The organism is Meridianimarinicoccus marinus (assembly GCF_040689105.1).
In the GTDB taxonomy this organism is placed as follows: domain Bacteria; phylum Pseudomonadota; class Alphaproteobacteria; order Rhodobacterales; family Rhodobacteraceae; genus Meridianimarinicoccus; species Meridianimarinicoccus marinus.
The window spans coordinates 76,952-93,271 of the sequence record NZ_JBFBVU010000011.1 but is presented as its reverse complement, the minus strand read 5'-3'; the positions used below and the strand labels follow the sequence as shown (position 1 = coordinate 93,271).

At 64.9% G+C, this 16,320-nt stretch carries 14 protein-coding genes; 9 read left to right on the top strand and 5 right to left on the bottom strand.

The window, feature by feature from the left end; genetic code table 11:
* Positions 1-23: 23 nt before the first annotated feature.
* The 3 genes from AB0T83_RS10735 (at position 24) to AB0T83_RS10725 (ending at position 2,738) form a co-directional block, all read left to right on the top strand.
* Positions 24-548: a hypothetical protein gene (locus AB0T83_RS10735; protein ID WP_366193028.1), complete on the top strand. Its 525-nt coding sequence runs from the start codon at positions 24-26 to the stop codon at positions 546-548.
* 160 nt (positions 549-708) lie between these two features.
* A complete protein-coding gene (locus AB0T83_RS10730; protein WP_366193027.1) occupies positions 709-1,413 on the top strand; it encodes a hypothetical protein in 705 nt (234 codons plus the stop codon).
* Between the two features lie 14 nt (positions 1,414-1,427).
* The gene (locus AB0T83_RS10725) at positions 1,428-2,738 is read left to right on the top strand and encodes a carbohydrate porin (protein ID WP_366193026.1); all 1,311 of its coding nucleotides are present in this window, start codon (positions 1,428-1,430) and stop codon (positions 2,736-2,738) included.
* A 5-nt stretch (positions 2,739-2,743) separates the two neighbouring features.
* Here the strand turns inward: AB0T83_RS10725 and AB0T83_RS10720 are convergent, their stop codons facing one another.
* Genes AB0T83_RS10720 through AB0T83_RS10710 form a run of 3 tightly spaced genes read right to left on the bottom strand, consistent with a single transcriptional unit; the run spans position 2,744 to position 5,816 of the window.
* Positions 2,744-3,886: an ABC transporter permease gene (locus AB0T83_RS10720; RefSeq protein ID WP_366193025.1), complete on the bottom strand. Its 1,143-nt coding sequence runs from the start codon at positions 3,884-3,886 to the stop codon at positions 2,744-2,746.
* The gene (locus AB0T83_RS10715) at positions 3,883-4,851 is read right to left on the bottom strand and encodes an ABC transporter ATP-binding protein (protein WP_366193024.1); all 969 of its coding nucleotides are present in this window, start codon (positions 4,849-4,851) and stop codon (positions 3,883-3,885) included. The genes AB0T83_RS10720 and AB0T83_RS10715 overlap by 4 nt, the downstream gene beginning before the upstream one ends.
* Positions 4,848-5,816 carry an HlyD family secretion protein gene (locus AB0T83_RS10710; RefSeq protein WP_366193023.1) on the bottom strand — a complete coding sequence of 323 codons (969 nt, stop codon included), beginning with the start codon at positions 5,814-5,816 and terminating at the stop codon, positions 4,848-4,850. The genes AB0T83_RS10715 and AB0T83_RS10710 overlap by 4 nt, the downstream gene beginning before the upstream one ends.
* Positions 5,817-6,035: 219 nt before the next feature.
* Between AB0T83_RS10710 and AB0T83_RS10705 the strand changes: the two genes are divergently transcribed.
* The 3 genes from AB0T83_RS10705 to AB0T83_RS10695 all read left to right on the top strand — a co-directional run bounded on the left by AB0T83_RS10705 (position 6,036) and on the right by AB0T83_RS10695 (position 9,222).
* Positions 6,036-7,040 (top strand): Bug family tripartite tricarboxylate transporter substrate binding protein, encoded by a 1,005-nt coding sequence (locus tag AB0T83_RS10705; RefSeq protein WP_366193022.1) that lies wholly within the window; start codon positions 6,036-6,038, stop codon positions 7,038-7,040.
* A gap of 110 nt (positions 7,041-7,150) precedes the next feature.
* Positions 7,151-7,714, top strand: coding sequence for a tripartite tricarboxylate transporter TctB family protein (locus tag AB0T83_RS10700; protein ID WP_366193021.1), 564 nt, complete (start codon positions 7,151-7,153; stop codon positions 7,712-7,714).
* Positions 7,714-9,222 carry a tripartite tricarboxylate transporter permease gene (locus AB0T83_RS10695; RefSeq protein WP_366193020.1) on the top strand — a complete coding sequence of 503 codons (1,509 nt, stop codon included), beginning with the start codon at positions 7,714-7,716 and terminating at the stop codon, positions 9,220-9,222. Before AB0T83_RS10700 ends, AB0T83_RS10695 begins: the two co-directional genes overlap by 1 nt.
* Positions 9,223-9,287: 65 nt before the next feature.
* Here the strand turns inward: AB0T83_RS10695 and AB0T83_RS10690 are convergent, their stop codons facing one another.
* Complete coding sequence (locus AB0T83_RS10690; RefSeq protein ID WP_366193019.1) at positions 9,288-10,532, bottom strand: L-rhamnose isomerase; 1,245 nt, start codon at positions 10,530-10,532, stop codon at positions 9,288-9,290.
* Positions 10,533-10,560: 28 nt separating this feature from the next.
* Positions 10,561-12,663 (bottom strand): bifunctional rhamnulose-1-phosphate aldolase/short-chain dehydrogenase, encoded by a 2,103-nt coding sequence (locus AB0T83_RS10685; RefSeq protein ID WP_366193018.1) that lies wholly within the window; start codon positions 12,661-12,663, stop codon positions 10,561-10,563.
* Positions 12,664-12,850: 187 nt separating this feature from the next.
* Here AB0T83_RS10685 and AB0T83_RS10680 point away from each other — a divergent pair, with 187 nt between their 5' ends.
* From AB0T83_RS10680 to AB0T83_RS10670, 3 genes are all read left to right on the top strand, one after another.
* A complete protein-coding gene (locus AB0T83_RS10680; protein WP_366193017.1) occupies positions 12,851-13,654 on the top strand; it encodes a DeoR/GlpR family DNA-binding transcription regulator in 804 nt (267 codons plus the stop codon).
* 38 nt (positions 13,655-13,692) lie between these two features.
* Positions 13,693-14,694: a rhamnose ABC transporter substrate-binding protein gene (gene rhaS, locus AB0T83_RS10675; protein ID WP_366193016.1), complete on the top strand. Its 1,002-nt coding sequence runs from the start codon at positions 13,693-13,695 to the stop codon at positions 14,692-14,694.
* A gap of 86 nt (positions 14,695-14,780) precedes the next feature.
* Positions 14,781-16,307: a sugar ABC transporter ATP-binding protein gene (locus AB0T83_RS10670; protein WP_366193015.1), complete on the top strand. Its 1,527-nt coding sequence runs from the start codon at positions 14,781-14,783 to the stop codon at positions 16,305-16,307.
* Positions 16,308-16,320: the final 13 nt, after the last annotated feature.

Here is a 16,320-nt window from a genome sequence, read left to right as displayed (position 1 = left end):
ACCTTCTCAACACGGAGTTCTCCATGTCCCTGAAACCCTTCACGCTTGCCGCCGCCGCCATGATGCTTGCCACCGCGCCGGCACTGGCGTCCGACAGCCCGATCCCGTCCAGCGGCGACCAGTTCACGGTCTATGACACCGTCGAAGGCTGGACCGTCTATGCGGATGGTTCGACCAAGACCTGCCTGATCGAACGCACCGACGAGGCCGGCAATGCCATGCAGATGGGCCTGACCGCCGACCGCGAGTTTGCCTATGTCGGCGTCTTTACCCAGGCTGAAATCGACGTGGAATCCGGCGACATTGCGCTTGGCGTCGGCGGCAAGGTCTTTGTCGGCGAAACCCACGCGATCAAGAGCGGCAAGCTCGCCGCCGACTATCGCGGCGGCTATATCCTGACCAACAATCCCGATCTGGTCACCGCCATCGCCGAGAGCCAGACCATGATCGCCTTCCCCGACCAGCCGATCGCCTTCCTGATCGACCTGACCGGCACCAAGAAGGCCATCGAATCCGCCCGCGCCTGCAACGCGTCGCTGGCCGGTTGATCTGTCTCGCCTGATCATCGGAGGGGGCGAATGTGTCCTCGCCCCCTCCATTTCCTGACCTGCGCATCCGGACCCAGTCCCATGCGCCCGTTCTCAACCCGCAAGATCCCTGCCCCGCTGGCCAGTTCAGCAGGCGCGGATCACGGCAGGGAGACAGCCGATGACCAAAGTCCTTTTTCACCCGCCTACTGCCACGCGCGCGCTGGCCGCCCTGCTTGTGCTGGCCGGACCCGCCTTGGCCCAGCAGCAGACCACGCCCGTGGATGTCACCAACGCCCGCGACATGCGGTTCTGCGAGGTGCTGGTGATCAAGGACGGCTTTGTCGACATCTACAACACCTCTGGCCTGAACGCCTGTCCCGAAGATGCCTGGCAGGGGCTTGATCCGGCGGCCGAGGCCAAGGCCAGGGGGGCCGACGCGATCCAGAAGAACGGCCCGCACTTCTGGGTGATGGATGCCCAGACCATCGGCTTCGGTGCCACCGAAACCTTCAATGGGATCGACGCCCGTTGGGGCGCGCGCCTGCCGCAGGCGGCCCTGGGCGGCAGCAAGGGCGCCGACCCCTACAAACCCTTCAAGACCTGCAAAACTCAGAAGATGGTCTACGACGCGGGCAAACCGGTGTGGGAGATGATCGACGCCAGCGGACAGGTCTGGGTGTTACAGGCCCATGAAGCCGCGTTCTCGCTTGCTGATCTGGATACGCTGGGCGACAGGATGCAGACCCTGCCCGAGGGTTGGAGCTGGCGCACGCGGGTGCTGGACGAGGCATTGGTGCTCGACCTCAGGGAAGCCGACTGCAACATGGGGATCGGTGACGAATTCCACCAGTATTACACGCTGGTTCCAGCGTCCGGCGGATGAGGAGAGCGACCTCTTTGAAACGGGCCTGTCGCCGATCCAAGGCCGGGCTTGCCGGTCTGGGCCTTCTGGCGCTGTTGGCCGGAACCGCAAGCGCCCAGTCCCAGGGCGCCCTGTCGGGCGTCGATCAGGGGGCGCAGACGCATTCGGGCTATAACCTGACTTCACCGCTGGAAGGCGGTGGTGGTGTGGCCGAGGATCTGTCGCAGGATGATATCCGGCGCGAAAGCCTGCTGGACTGGGCCCGGGCGCAAACCGCCCTGCAACCCTGGTTCGCCTGGAAAAAGCGGCTCTACCAGAACACCGGCCTGCAATTGTCCTTCAGCTATCAGGCGCTGGGACAGGCGGCCAGCGAAAGTCTGGGCGAAACCCGCGCCGCGGCAGCGCGCGGGCAGATCCAGGGCGCCTGGGATCTGGTCGGACGCGGCACCAAGAATGTCGGCAAGTTCACCTTCCGCGTGGAACACCGCCATACCGGCGGCACCGATATTCCGCCTTCGCAACTGGCCTATCAGTTCGGCAGTTTCGCCTCCTCCGGCACCGGCTTCAGCGACTTCGGTTTTGCGGTCACGGAATACGCCTGGCGGCAATCGCTGCTGGACGGCAAGTTCAAGTTCATCTTCGGCAAGATCAGCGCGGTCTCGTGGTACAACACCCACGCCCTGTCGTCTTCGATGCGCGGGTTCCAGAACACGGCAATGCAGAGCAGCCTGTCGAAACCGGCCCCGGGGCGGGCCTTCGGCGGTGGGATCGGTGCCCAGCTGGGGGAACATTTCGTGGTGGTGGCGGGCATCCACGATGCCAACGGCAAGACCACAGGCAACCCGTTCGACACCATCGGCGCGCATGAGTTCTACAAGTCGGTCGAGTTCCGCTACTATCCGACGACCCCGGACCGCTGGCGCTGGGATCAGATCAAGCTGCAACTCTGGCATCAGGACGCCCGCACCGACGCGGGCATTCCCGAAAGCAGCGGTGTCACCTTCGCCGCAAGCCACCTGTTCAACGACCGCTGGATGCCCTTCGTGTTCGGCGGCCATTCCGACGGCAAGGCCAGCCTGCTGAAATCCGACCTCGTGGCCGGGCTGGGCGTCGGCTTTGACGTCAACGACCGCGCGGCGGGCGGCGTTCTGGGCATCGCCGCCGGATGGGGGGATCCCGCGCAGGACGGTTTGCGCGATCAATACACCAGCGAGCTGTTCTACCGCTTCCAGTTGCTGGAGCATCTGGCGATCACACCGTCGGTGCAGATGGTCATCCACCCCGCCGCCAACCCGACGCAGGACCGGGTCTATGTCGCCAGCCTGCGGGCGCGGGTCACTTTCTGAGCCCCCTACAACCGTTTGCGAAAGCGCAGGGTGGCGACGAGCAGGCCAAAGACTGTGAACCCCGCCATCCACAGCATCCCCCCCGCCATATCCATCAGCGCAGCATCGCGCAGCACCACGCCCCGGATCATCTGCATGAAATGGGTGGCGGGCAGCAGTTGCGCGATGGCCTGCGCCGGTCCGGGCATCCCGTCAAAGGGAAACATGAACCCCGACAGCAGGATCGACGGCAACAGGATGAACACGGTCATCTGCATCGCCTGAAGCTGGTTGGTGGCAATGGTCGACAGCACCAGCCCCAGCGACAGGCTGGCCCCGATGAACAGCAGGGTCACCACCAGCAGCACCCAGAGCGAGCCGTTCACCGGCACGTTGAACAGCAGGTAGCCAAGGCCGAGGATGATCGCCACCTGCACCAGCCCGATCACCATATAGGGGATGATCTTGCCGATCATCAGCTCGATCGGGCGCACCGGGGTGTTGATCAGCATCTCCATGTTGCCACGCTCGCTTTCGCGCACGATGGCCGCCGAGGTGAACATGATCATGGTCATGGTCAGGATGATCCCCACCAGCCCCGGCACGATGTTCACCGCCGAGCGTTGCTCGGGGTTGTAGAACAGCGCCATCTCGAAAGTCGGCACAACCCGGTTCGGCGGCTGCCGGAACAACTCGGTCAGCGGCATGGAGCGCAGGCTCTTGATCCCGGCGGCGATCATCGTGTCCGAGCCGTCGACGATCCATTGCGCTACCGGGCGGGCGCTGACCATATCCGTCGCCGGGGGCGGCGCGGCGCCGATGGCCGGGCTGCGTACCAGCCGCGCCGGCAGGTCCGGCGGGATGATCAGAACCGCGCGCACCTCGGCCGCCGTCAGCGCCTGCTGCGCCTGTTGCGGCGTGGCATAGGTCTGGGTGAACTCCACCACTTGCGTGGCGCCGACCATCTGCACCAGCATGCGGCTCAGCCCGCTCTGGTCCTGATCGACCAGCCCGACGGGAATGTGGCGGATGTTGGTGTTGATGGCATAGCCGAACAGCGCCAACTGGATCAGCGGGATCATGATGACCATGCCAAAGGTCATCCGGTCGCGGCGCAGTTGCAGCAATTCCTTCTTCAGGATCGCGCCGATGCGCCCGATCGAGATCACGCGGCTGCCTCTGCCGGGCGCTTGGCCCCGCCCCCGGTTGCGGCGACGAAGACGTCTTCAAGATTGGCGCGTGTCCGGTGGCAGGTGACCGGACCGGCGTCATGCAACAGGGCGGCCACATGGGTCTCGGGGTCGGCCTGATCCTTGCGCACCAGCACCCGCAGCCGCGCGCCGATCTGGGCCGAGGACAGCACTGCCGCGTCGGCGTCCAGCACCTCCTTGGCATGACGCAACTGGTCGCCCGTCACCTCGATCACATTGGCCTTCAGCCCCGCCATCAGGTCGGGCGGTGCGCCTTCGATCCGCTTGATCCCGGTTTCCAGGATGGCGATGCGGTGGCAGCGTTCGGCTTCGTCCATGAAATGGGTCGAAACGATGATTGTCGTGCCGCCGTCCACCAAATCGAACAACCGTGCCCAGAACTGCCGCCGGGTTTCAGGATCGACGGCCGAGGTCGGCTCATCAAGAAACAGCAACTGCGGCTCGTGCAGCACTGCCGCCGCCAACGCCAGCTTCTGCCGCTGGCCGCCGCTCATGCTTCCGGCGATCTGATGGGCCTGTGCCTCCAGATCATAGCGCTGCAGCAGCGTCTCGATCCGGGCCTTGCGGCGGCGGCGCGGCAGGCCGTAGATGCGCGCCGCGAAATCCAGGTTCTCGGTCACCGTCAGATCGCGGTAGTGCGAAAAGCTCTGGGTCATATAGCCGATCTTCTGCTTCAACGGCTCGGGTTTGCCCGGCAGATCGACGCCCAGCACCCGCGCCCGGCCTTCGCTGGGGATCAGCAGGCCGGTGAGCATCCGCATCATGGTGGTCTTGCCGCTGCCGTTGGGACCCAGAAAGCCGAAGATCTCGCCCCGCGTGATGGTCAGATCCACCGTATCGACGGCGGTCTTGGGACCGAAGCGGCGGGTCAGCCCGGTGGTGGACACCACCACCTCGGGATCGGGCGGCGGTGCCGGGCTCACGGCAGATGCGCCTGCGCTGGCATGCCCACCGGAAGTGCTGCCGCCGCCGCGCCGGGCAGGTCGATCTCGGCCAGATACATCAGGCGGCTGCGATCCTCCTGGTTCAGGGCGTAATAGGGCGTGAAGGCGGCGTTGACGCTGATCCAACGCACCACGCCGCGCAGAGGCTTGTCCAGACCGTCGACACTGACCAGCAGTTCGTCGCCCTCACGCACCTTCACCCGCGCCGGTTCCGGCACATAGACACGGGCAAAGGGCCGGTATCCGGCCAGCAGGATCGCCACCGGGCTGCCCAGCGTCACCCGCTCGCCCAGGTTCCACGGCAGGCTGTCGAGCACCCCGGCGCGGGTGGCGGTGACGGCCAGGTTGTCCAGATGGGTCTGTTCCACCGCGACCCGCGCGCGCGCCGCCTCGACCGTGGCGACGGCCATGGCGATGTCTTCGGGACGCGAGCCAGTTTCCAACTCCAGCAGACGGGCCTGTGCGGCTTCCAGCTTGGCGCGGGCGGCGTCGCGGGCGGCCCGGTTGGCATCCATCCGCGCCTGCGTGATGGCTTCGCGTTCCACCAGAATGCTGTTACGTTCGAAATTCGCCTCGGCCTCGGTCAGATTGGCACGGGCACCGTCCACCTCGGCGCGGGCGATGGCAATTTCTTCGGCGCGCGGCCCGTCGCGCAGCTTGTCCAGATTGGCCTGCGCCCTGGCCAGATCGGCCTTTGCCAGCGCCAGATTGCCCAGCCGTATCGCCGGATCGAGTTGCACCAGCACATCACCGGCCTGCACCCGGCTGCCCTCGGCCACCGGAAGGCCGACGATGATCTCGCTTGCGGTGGCGGTCAGCGCCACACGCTCGCGCGCCAACTCCCCCAAGGCCACATTGCTTTCATGCGGGCTGCACCGGTCCAGCAGGGCCGTTGGCAGGGACAGGCTGACAAGCAGCCCGAGGGTGGGGAACGACAGCTGCACGCGATCCGGCCATGAGGTTGTGTCGGGATGGCTTCACCTTAGGGGCCGGTCCTGACGCCGGTCAAGCCGCCGTACCCCGCTCCCGCGGTCCTGCGTCCCTGGCACAGGCTTGTTTTCGCGGATTGATATTTGACCTTCCCGCCCGGTTGCGATGATAGTCGCAGGCGTCAGGCAGCCGGTGCTGCCCAAGAAGATCATCACGCATGGGGAGGAGACCACATGAAGCACGTCATCCTGAGCGCCGTCTCGGTTCTGGCGATTGGCCTGGGGGCCGCGCAGGCCGAGGAGTATCCGGCCAAGGAAATCCAGGGCATCATTCAATGGGGCGCCGGTGGGTCCACGGACACCGTGATGCGCTCGGTCACGCCGCATGCCGAGGAGGCCCTGGGCGGCACCATCGTGATGCAGAACATGACCGGCGCGGTGGGCGCCATCGCCCTGACCCATGTGGCCGGGTCCGACCCGGATGGCTATACCCTGCTGATGGGCGCCGAGAACCCGCTGCTCTACAAGGTGATGGGACTGGGCGACAAGGACTACAACGATTTCATCCCGGTCTCGATCCTGGCCCGTGGCACGCCGCTGGTGGTGGCCAATGTGGATGCACCCTTCGACGACTACGCCGAGATGGTCGCCTATGTGAAGGCCAACCCCGGCGAGGTGCGTTTCGGCGCTACCGGGCCGGGCGGGCTGCCGTCGGTCATCACCGCGATGATCAACACCGTCGAGGGGGAGCTGGACGTGATCGCCGTGCCCTATGACGGCGACGGCCCGGCGCTGACCGCGCTGCAAGGCGGGGCCGTGGATGTGATGCCGGCGGTTCTGGGTATTGCCATCGAGGGCATCCGCGCCGGCACCATGAAGCCGCTGGCGGTCTTCGACGTGGCCGAGACCGACAAGCTGCCGGGCGTGCCCCCGGTCACCGCCTTCAACCCGGCGTTCGAGACCTACCTGCCGTGGGGGCCGTTCTTCGGAGTTTTCGTACCCAAGGGCACGCCCGATGACGTGGTGGCGAAACTGTCGGACGCCTATGCCCAGGGCGTCGCGAACCCGGAGTTTGTCGAGCTGATGGAAAACCGCGGGTTCGAGTTGATGGGCATTTCCGGGCAGGAGGCCACCGACTTCCTGACCAAATGGCAGCAGGGCACGACCTGGCTGTTGCAGGACGGCGGCCACACCAAGGCCTCGCCGGAAGAGTTCGGGATCGCGCGCCCGGGTGAATGATCGCAAGACCGGCGGCCCGACAGCCGCCGGCCCCAACCGGCGCCGCCCTTCCCCCGAAGCGCGGCGCCGTTTCTCTGCAAGCCGCCACCCGTTCGGCGGCAAGGACCCCCATGAGACGACCTGAGCCCGACCACCACGACGGCACCTCGGATGCCACCCTCGGCGGCTGTGACGATGCCCGCCGGCCCGGAGAACTGATCTTCGTGGTCCTGTTGCTGCTGGCCAGCCTTGGCCTGTTGTGGAGCGCTTATGGCATTTCCGGCTTCGAAGCGCTGTCGGCCCCCGGCTCGGTGCCGATGGCGGCCAGCACGGCGATGGTGGTGACCTCGCTGATCGTGGTGCTGCGCACCGCCCGCCTGCCCCGCAGCGCCGGGGAAACCCTGCGCCGTGACATCCTGCCGGGTGTGGTGGTGATCTTCGTGCTGCTGCTGATCGCCTATGCGCTGCTGCTCAAGCCGCTGGGCTTCCTGCCGACCTCGGGCCTGTTCCTGATCGTGTCGATCCGCATCCTGTCCGGACGCGGCTGGGGCTTTGCCTTGACGGTCTCGGCCGGCAGCCTGCTGGCGATCTGGCTGATCTTCCGCATCGTCTTTACCGTGCTGATGCCGCCGGGGATCGTGCCCGAGGCCGAATTCATCCAGATCTTCCGCGATCTCGGCACGGGGGCCCGCTGATGGAGGTGCTGACACCCCTGCTGACCGTCTTTGCCCAGCCGCAGCTTCTGGCGCTGGTGGCGCTTGGCACCTTTGCCGGGATCTATGTCGGCGCCATTCCGGGGCTGTCGGTGACCATGGCGGTGTCGATCCTGATCTCCTTCACCTTCTCGTGGGATGTCTACCCGGCGATTTCGCTGATGATCGGCATCTACATGGGCGGTGTCTATGGCGGCGCACGCACCGCCATTCTGCTGAACATCCCCGGCGCACCCTCGGCCATTGCCACGGCGCTGGACGGCTATCCCATGGCCCGGCGCGGCGAAGCCGGCACCGCCATCGGCGTCACCACGGTGATGTCCTGCATTGGCGGCTTTGTCGGCATCGGCGTGCTGGCGCTGGCCGCCCCACTGGTGTCGGACTTCGCGCTGCGGTTCCAGCCGCGCGACTACATGCTGCTGGCGCTGCTGGGCATCCTGCTGGTGGGGTCGCTGTCCACTGGCAGCCTTGTGAAGGGCATCTTCGCGGGAGCGCTTGGCATCGCCATTGGCGCCGTGGGCCGCGACCCGCTGACCTTTACCGAGCGCTTCACCTTCGATCTGCAGATCCTCGAGGGCGGGATTTCCTTCATCGCGGTGATGATCGGCATGTTCGGCGTGTCCGAAGCGCTGTTGCAACTGCACCACGTGGACAAACCCGCGATCCGCCAGAAGATCGACCGCATTGTGCCGTCGCTGGCCACGGTGCGCAAGCACCTGCCGCTGTCGCTGCAAACCTCGACCATCGGGGTGGTCATCGGTGCCCTGCCCGGCACCGGCGGCGATATCGCGGCGCTGATGGCCTATGACCATGCCAAGCGCGTCACCAAACACCCTGAGCGCCCCTTTGGCGAGGGTGCTATGGAGGGGCTGGTCGCGCCTGAGACCGCCAACAATGCCGCCGTGGGGGGCGCCTTCATCCCGATGATGACGCTGGGCATTCCCGGCGATGCGGTAACAGCAATCATGATCGGGGCGCTGTTCATCCACGGGCTGAACCCCGGCCCGATGCTGATGATCGACCGGCCCGAGATGTTCTGGTTCATCGTCGGCGCGCTGCTGACGGCCAATGTCTTCATGCTGATCTTCGGCCTGACCGGCATCAAGCTGTTCACCCGGATTGTCGAGATGCCCCGGTCGGTGCTGATCCCGCTGATCCTGCTGCTGTCCATCGTCGGCGCCTATGCGGTGAACAATTCGATCGCGGATGTCTACTGGATGCTGGGCTTCGGCGTTTTCGGCTATTTCCTGCGCCACTACGGCTATCCCCTGGGGCCGGTGATCCTTGGGGTGATCCTGTCGCGGCTGCTGGACGACAACTGGCGCCGCGCGATCATTTCCGAGCGCGAGGATCTGGGCCGCTTCTTCGCCGGCATCTTCTCCAGCCCGCTTTCCACGGTGCTGTTCATCGGTGTGGTGCTGATCTTCGTGTCGCAAACGCCGCTGTGGCGGCGGCTGAAGGGGCGGCTTCTGCGCCCGTCCGGCACCTGAAGGTCACCAAAAAGCGCCGCGGATCATCCTGCGATCCGCGACGCCAGTTTTTCTGACCCTCGGGTCTAGCCCCGGCTGGCGACCGCCGCCTGATAGGCATCCAACTCGCGGATCAGGGGCAGCCCCGTCGGCACATCCTGGCGGGCGCAGAACTCGTCCCAGACCGCGCCGAATGGCAGATCCTTGAACTCTTCGGTCAGGGTCAGGCGGGTGGTGTAGTCCAGCGCCGTCTCGGCCTTGGTCAACTGGTCCAGCGGCAGCAGCAGCGCCCTGAGCAGTGCCTTTTGCATGTTCCGCGTGCCGATCACCCAGGCCGCCGTGCGGCTGATGGTGGCATCGAAGAAGTCCAGCCCGATCCGGGTCCGGTCCAGCAGATCCGCCGTCACCAGTTCCTGCGCCATCGACAGAATGGAATCGTCCAGCAGGATCACATGGTCGCTGTCCCAACGCATCGGCCGCGAGACATGCAGCAGGATCTCGTCCAGCGACAGCGACACCGCGCTGAGCTTGTCGGCGACGTTCTCGGTCGGGTGGAAATGGCCCATGTCGAGACACAGCAGCGTGCCCTTGCGGATCGCGTAGCCCATGTAAAACTCATGGCTGCCCACGGTGCAGGCTTCCACACCGATGCCGAACAGCTTGCTTTCCACCGCGTCGCGCATCTCGGCCGCGCCCAGCGGATCGGCCAGCATCTGGTCCAGCGAGGCTTCCAGCCGCGCCCGGGCCGCCATGCGGTCGATGGGCGTGTCCTTGTAGCCATCCGGCACCCAGATGTTGTTGACCGCCGCACTGCCCAGGGCCGCGCCCATCTGCGCCGCGATCTCGCGCGAGCGCTTGCCATGTTCGATCCAGAAGTCGCGGATGCCCTTGTCGGGATGGCTGAGGGTCAGGTTGTCGTCGGCCTTGGCGTGGGCAAAGAAGGTCGGGTTGAAGTCCAGCCCGATCCCCTGCCCCTTGGCCCAGTCCACCCAAGGCGCGAAGTGGCGAAACTCGATCTCGTCACGATCAGGATTCTCCTCGGTGTCCAGATACATCGCGTGCAGGTTCAGGCGATGGTTTCCGGGGATCTGCGCGTAGGCGAACTCCAGATCCGCGCGCAACTCGTCCGGCGTGCGGGCCCGGCCGGGATGGTTGCCGGTGGCCTGGATACCACCGCCGGAACTGCCGGTCTTGGTTTCAAACCCCACCACGTCATCGCCCTGCCAGCAATGCATCGAGATCGGGATGGTCGCGAGGCGCTGCAGGGCGGATTCACTGTCGATCCCCCACTGCGCGAAGGTCTCGCGCGCCATGTCATAGGTCTTGCTCATGCTCATTCCTCCCGTTGGGTTCCAGCGCTCAGCGCGGGAACGCCTGCACGTTGCCGGCATCGACGTTCAGGATGTTGCCGGTGGATTTGGACGAGGTGTCGGCGGCGAAGAAATAAGCGGCCTCCGCGATATCCTCGGGCAGAACCGACCGTTTCAGCATCGAGCGCTGGCGATACATTTCCTCAAGCCCGCCCTTGTCGGTGCCATAGGTGCCCGCGCGCTGTTCCAGCCATTCGCCTTCCCAGATCTTCGAGCCCCGCAGCACCGCGTCGGGATTGACCACATTGACCCGGATGCCGGCCTCTGCGCCTTCCAGCGCCAGGCAGCGGGCCAGGTGGATCTCGCTGGCCTTGGCGGTGCAATAGGCCGCCGCGTTGGGCGAGGCCGCCAGACCGTTCTTCGAGGCGATGAAGATCACCGCGCCGCCCATATCCTGCACGCGCATCACCTTGAAGGCCTCGCGGCTGACCAGGAAGTAGCCGGTGGACAGGATGTCCATGTTCTTGTTCCACAGCGCCAGCGAGGTTTCCTCGACCGGGGCCGAAGAGGCGATGCCGGCGTTGGACACCAGAATGTCGATGCCACCGAATTCGACCGCGGATTCGGCAAAGGCCGCCGCGACGGCGTTCTCGTCGGTGACATTCATCGTGACGGTGCGCACCACGTCCTTGCCGAAGCGCGACGCGAGGTTTTGCGAGGTCGAGTCGAGCGCATCTTCGTTGATGTCGGCCAGCATCACGCAGGCGCCTTCCGACAGATAGCGTTCCGCCGTGGCCGCGCCGATGCCGCCTGCCCCGCCGGTGACCAGCGCCACGCGCCCGGCCAGCGATTTGGGCTTGGGCATGCGCTGCAGCTTGGCCTCTTCCAGAAGCCAGTATTCGATGTCGAAGGCTTCCTGCTCGGGCAGGCCGACGTAGTCACTGACCGACGAGGCACCGCGCATCACGTTGATGGCGTTGACGTAGAATTCGCCCGAGATGCGGGCCGTGGCCTTGTCCTTGGCAAAGGTGATCATGCCGACGCCGGGCACCAGATAGACCACCGCGTTGGGATCGCGCAGCGCCGGCGAATTGTCATGCTTGCAGCGGTCGTAATAAGCCGCGTAGTCGTCGCGATAGGCCGCAACCTGCGCCGGAAGACCTTCCAGGACCGCGTTCAGATTGTTTTGCGCCGGGTCGAATTCCAGCACCAGGGGGCGGATCTTGGTGCGCAGAAAGTGGTCCGGGCAGGAGGTGCCAAGGGCCGCCAGCGGCTCCAGGTTGGCCGAGTTGACGAATTCCAGAACCGCGTCGCTGTCGTTGAAATTGCCGACCATATGCTGGTTGCCCGAAACATAGCCGCGAATGGCGGGCATCAGGCGGGCGGCCACGGCGCGGCGTTCCGCGGCCGACAGGCTTTGGTGGCGGGCACCGCCAAAGGCCGCGACGCCGTCGGTCTTTTCGGCCAGCCATGCCGTTGCGGTGTTGATGACCTCGATGGTCTTGTCATAGCAGTCGCGCGCGGTATCGCCCCAGGTGAACAAGCCGTGGCTTTCCAGAACCACGCCGTCGGCGTCGGGGTTCTCGCGGCAGAAGTCTCCCAGCCACAGGCCCAACTCGTACCCCGGCTTTTTCCACGGCAGCCAGCCGATCTTGTCGCCGAAGATCTGCTGCGTCAGTTCGCGGGAATTCTTGGAAGCGGCAATTGCGATGATCGCATCCGCATGCACATGGTCCACGTGCTTGCGCGGCACATAGGCGTGCAGCGGCGTGTCGATCGAGGCCGCCCGCGGGTTCAGCTTGTAGGTGCAGTGCGGCAGGTAGCCGACCATCTCGTCTTCGAACTCAACGCCGCGGTACAGGCCCTTCAGCGCCTCAAGCTTGTCCATGTAGAGCGTGGCAAAGCCGTCCATCTTGATCGACCCGATGTCGCCGCCCGAGCCCTTGACCCAGAGAACCTCGACCTCTTCGCCGGTCAGCGGGTCGGTTTCCATGACCTTGGCCGAGGTATTGCCGCCGCCGTAATTGGTCACGCGCTTGTCAGCGCCAAGGATGTTGGAACGGTAGAGCAGCAGCTCCGATTCGCTCATCCCGTCCGCGACACTCTCGTCCCAACGGTTTTCAAGTGTCTGTTTTTCAGCGGATTTAAGCATGTCTTCCTCCCGATGAGCGCGGCGCGCCCGGTGCGTAATGTCTCGCACAAGATGAGATCTGACGTGCCCTTTGTCAATCATTTTCCATCAGTTTCAATCATTCTGCATCGCAGCATGATTGATTATGACATTTTTTGATTGACACAACGCCACGAATCCACGCAGGTTGTGCAACAGGGAGGACGCCATGCACGAGAAAGAACGCCACGGAATCATTCTATCCGCCGTCCAGGATCGGCCGGTCGTGACCGTGGCCGAGCTGTGCGCGCTGACCGATGCTTCTGAAGCCACGATCCGGCGCGACATCTCGGCTCTGGATGCCACGAAACAGCTGCGCAGGGTGCGTGGCGGTGCCGAAGCCGTCACCCCGCCGCAGTTCGTCGGTCTTTCGGGGCGCCCCTTCGAAGTCAGCGAAACCATGCACACGCAGGAAAAGCAGGCGATTGCCCGGGCCGCCGTGGACATGTGCGCCGATGGCGAACCGATCATCATCAACGGCGGCACCACGACGTTCCAGATGGTGCATCCGCTGGCCTCGCGCCGCTGCCAGGTCTTCACCAACTCATTCCCGATTGCCGAGCATCTGCTGAAGCATTCGAAGAACACCATCATGCTGTCGGGCGGGGCGATCTACCGCGAACAGAACATCATCCTGTCGCCCTTCGACAATGACGTGACCCGCAACTTCTATGCCCGCCGCATGTTCATGGGCGCGCAGGGGTTGGGACCGGTGGGCCTGATGGAAACCGATCCGCTGCTGATTCAGGCCGAGCAGAAGCTCATCAACCAGGCCGACGAACTGGTGGTTCTGGTGGACAGCTCGAAATTTGAAAACCGGTCCAGCCTGGTGCTTTGCCCGCTGACCCGGATCGACACGGTGATCACCGACGAGGGCATCACCGACAAGACCGCCGCCATGCTTGAGGCGGCAGATATCCGACTGGTCGTGGCCCATACGGGCCGCGGTCAGAAAGAGAGCTCAGCGTCCTAGGACGTTGTTTCCGTTGTGACCATAGGGAGGAACTCATCATGATCCGTCGCAACTTCACCAAACTCCTGGCTGGCGTCAGCCTGGCCACCAGCTTCATGGGCACCACCGCCATGGCCGATGACACCATGCGCATCGCGCTTGTGGTCAAGGCTCTGGGCATCGGCTTCTTCGAAGCCGCCGCCAAGGGCGCCGAAGAAGCCGCCGCCGAACTGGGCAACGTCGAGGTCATCTACACCGGCCCGACCGACACCACCGCCGAGGGCCAGATCGAGGTCATCAACTCGCTGATCGCGCAGGGCGTCGATGCCATCGCCGTATCGTCCAACGACACCGATGCACTGGTGCCGACCCTGAAGAAGGCCATGCAGCGCGGCATCACCGTCGTGTCCTGGGACAGCGGCGTTGCCGAAGAAGGCCGTCAGGTGCATCTGAACCCGTCGTCGAACCCGCTGATCGGCAACATGATCATCAAGCTGGCCGCCGACCATCTGCCCGATGGCGGCGAGGTTGCCCTGCTGTCGGCCACCACCACCTCGACCAACCAGAACGTCTGGATCGAGGAAATGAACAAGGTGATGGGCAACTATCCGGGCATCGAGGTCGTCGCGACCGTCTATGGCGATGACCTGGCCGACAAATCCTATCGCGAAGCGCAGGGCCTCATGCAGTCCTACCCGGATCTGGACGCGATCATCGCACCGACTTCGGTGGGCATCGTGGCCGCCGCTCAGGCCGTGGCCGATGCCGGCAAGATCGGTGAAGTCAACGTCACCGGTCTGGGTCTGCCGTCGGAAATGGCGGGGGCCATCGAAAGCGGCGCGTCCAAGTCCTTCGCGATCTGGAACCCGATCGATCTGGGCTATTCGGCCACGATGATCGCCTACCAGCTGGCCAGCGAAAACGCTGTGGCCGAGCCTGGCGCCACCATCGAGATCGGCCGCATGGGATCGATCACCCTGGACGAATCCAACGCCGCCGCCATGGCCGACCCCTTCGTCTACGACAGCTCGAACATCGATCAGTTCAAGAGCATCTTCTGAGGCCGGCGCGCCACGGCGCGCAGACCACGCGGGGGGCCATCGCCCCCCGCACCCCCGAATTACTCCAGTCAGAAAAAGAGGCAGAGATGGCCAGAAATGCTGCCGCACCGGCGTCGCCGGCAGGCGCCCCGGACCCGATCCTGGCGCTTGACGCGATCACCAAGATCTTTCCGGGCGTCAAGGCGCTGTCCGAGGTCAGGCTGGGCCTGTACCCCGGCCAGGTCACCGCCCTGATCGGCGAGAACGGCGCCGGCAAATCGACGGTCGTCAAGATCCTCACCGGCATCTACCAGCCTGACGGCGGCGCGATCCGGGTCAACGGCGAGGCCGTGACCTTCGCCACAGCGCAGGATGCCGCCGACGCGGGCGTCACCGCGATCCACCAGGAAACCGTGCTGTTCGACGAACTGTCCGTGGCCGAGAACATCTTCCTGGGCCATGCGCCGCGGAACCGTTTCGGCCTGATCGACTGGGCCACCATGCAACGCCGGGCGCGCGAGATCCTGCGCGGTGTCGGGGCCGAGATCGAACCCTCGCACAAGCTGCGCGACCTTGGCATCGCCAACAAGCACCTGGTCGCCATCGCACGCGCTCTGTCCATCGACGCCAGCGTCGTCATCATGGACGAACCCACAGCCGCCCTGTCGCACAAGGAAATTCAGGAGCTGTACGAGCTGGTGGACAAGCTGAAGGCGCAGGGCAAGGCGATCCTGTTCATCAGCCACAAGTTCGACGAGATCTTCCGCATCGCCGACCGCTTCACCGTCTTCCGCGACGGGCAGTTCGTGGGCGACGGACTGATCTCGGACGTCACCGAATCCGATCTGGTCAAGATGATGGTGGGCCGCGATGTCAGCCAGATCTTCCCGACCCGCGACAGCCAGATCGGCGAGGAAATCCTGCAGGTCGCAGGCTATGACCACCCCACCGAATTCGCCGACATCGGCTTTTCCCTGCGCCGGGGCGAGATCCTGGGCTTTTACGGTCTGGTCGGCGCGGGCCGGTCGGAACTGATGCAGGCGCTGTTCGGCATCACCACGCCATCAAAGGGCGTCACCAAGATCGACGGCGCGGTGCGGGTGATCCGCTCTCCGGCCGATGCCATCCACAACGGCGTGGTCTATGTGCCCGAGGATCGCGGCAAGCAGGGTGCCATCACCGCGCTGCCGATCTTCCAGAACGTCACCCTGCCGTCGCTGTCGAAAACCTCGCACCGGGGCTTTTTGCGGCTGGCCGAGGAATTCAAGCTGGCGCGCGAATACACCCGGCGGCTCGACCTCAGGGCGGCCTCGCTGGACACCGAACTGGGCACCCTGTCGGGCGGCAACCAGCAAAAGGTGGTCATTGCCAAATGGCTGGCCACCCAACCCAAGGTCATCATCCTGGATGAACCAACCAAGGGCATCGACATCGGCTCGAAAGCGGCGGTGCATGAATTCATGGCCGAACTGGCCGCACAGGGGCTGGCCGTCATCATGGTCAGCTCGGAAATTCCTGAAATCCTCGGCATGTCCGACCGGGTCATCGTGATGCGCGAAGGGCGCATCGCGGCAGAACTGGACGGCGATGACCTGAGCCCCGAAACCCTTGTCCGCCACGCTGCGGGCATCTGAGAAAGGCCGAACA

What these genes read in the sequence shown, in the direction of transcription:
- AB0T83_RS10735 (WP_366193028.1), top strand. Translation starts at nt 24, where the DNA reads ATGTCCCTGAAACCCTTCACGCTTGCCGCCGCCGCCATGATGCTTGCC.
- AB0T83_RS10730 (WP_366193027.1), top strand. Translation starts at nt 709, where the DNA reads ATGACCAAAGTCCTTTTTCACCCGCCTACTGCCACGCGCGCGCTGGCC.
- AB0T83_RS10705 (WP_366193022.1), top strand. Translation starts at nt 6,036, where the DNA reads ATGAAGCACGTCATCCTGAGCGCCGTCTCGGTTCTGGCGATTGGCCTG.
- AB0T83_RS10700 (WP_366193021.1), top strand. Translation starts at nt 7,151, where the DNA reads ATGAGACGACCTGAGCCCGACCACCACGACGGCACCTCGGATGCCACC.
- AB0T83_RS10695 (WP_366193020.1), top strand. Translation starts at nt 7,714, where the DNA reads ATGGAGGTGCTGACACCCCTGCTGACCGTCTTTGCCCAGCCGCAGCTT.
- AB0T83_RS10690 (WP_366193019.1), bottom strand. Translation starts at nt 10,532, where the DNA reads ATGAGCAAGACCTATGACATGGCGCGCGAGACCTTCGCGCAGTGGGGG.
- AB0T83_RS10685 (WP_366193018.1), bottom strand. Translation starts at nt 12,663, where the DNA reads ATGCTTAAATCCGCTGAAAAACAGACACTTGAAAACCGTTGGGACGAG.
- AB0T83_RS10680 (WP_366193017.1), top strand. Translation starts at nt 12,851, where the DNA reads ATGCACGAGAAAGAACGCCACGGAATCATTCTATCCGCCGTCCAGGAT.
- rhaS (WP_366193016.1), top strand. Translation starts at nt 13,693, where the DNA reads ATGATCCGTCGCAACTTCACCAAACTCCTGGCTGGCGTCAGCCTGGCC.
- AB0T83_RS10670 (WP_366193015.1), top strand. Translation starts at nt 14,781, where the DNA reads ATGGCCAGAAATGCTGCCGCACCGGCGTCGCCGGCAGGCGCCCCGGAC.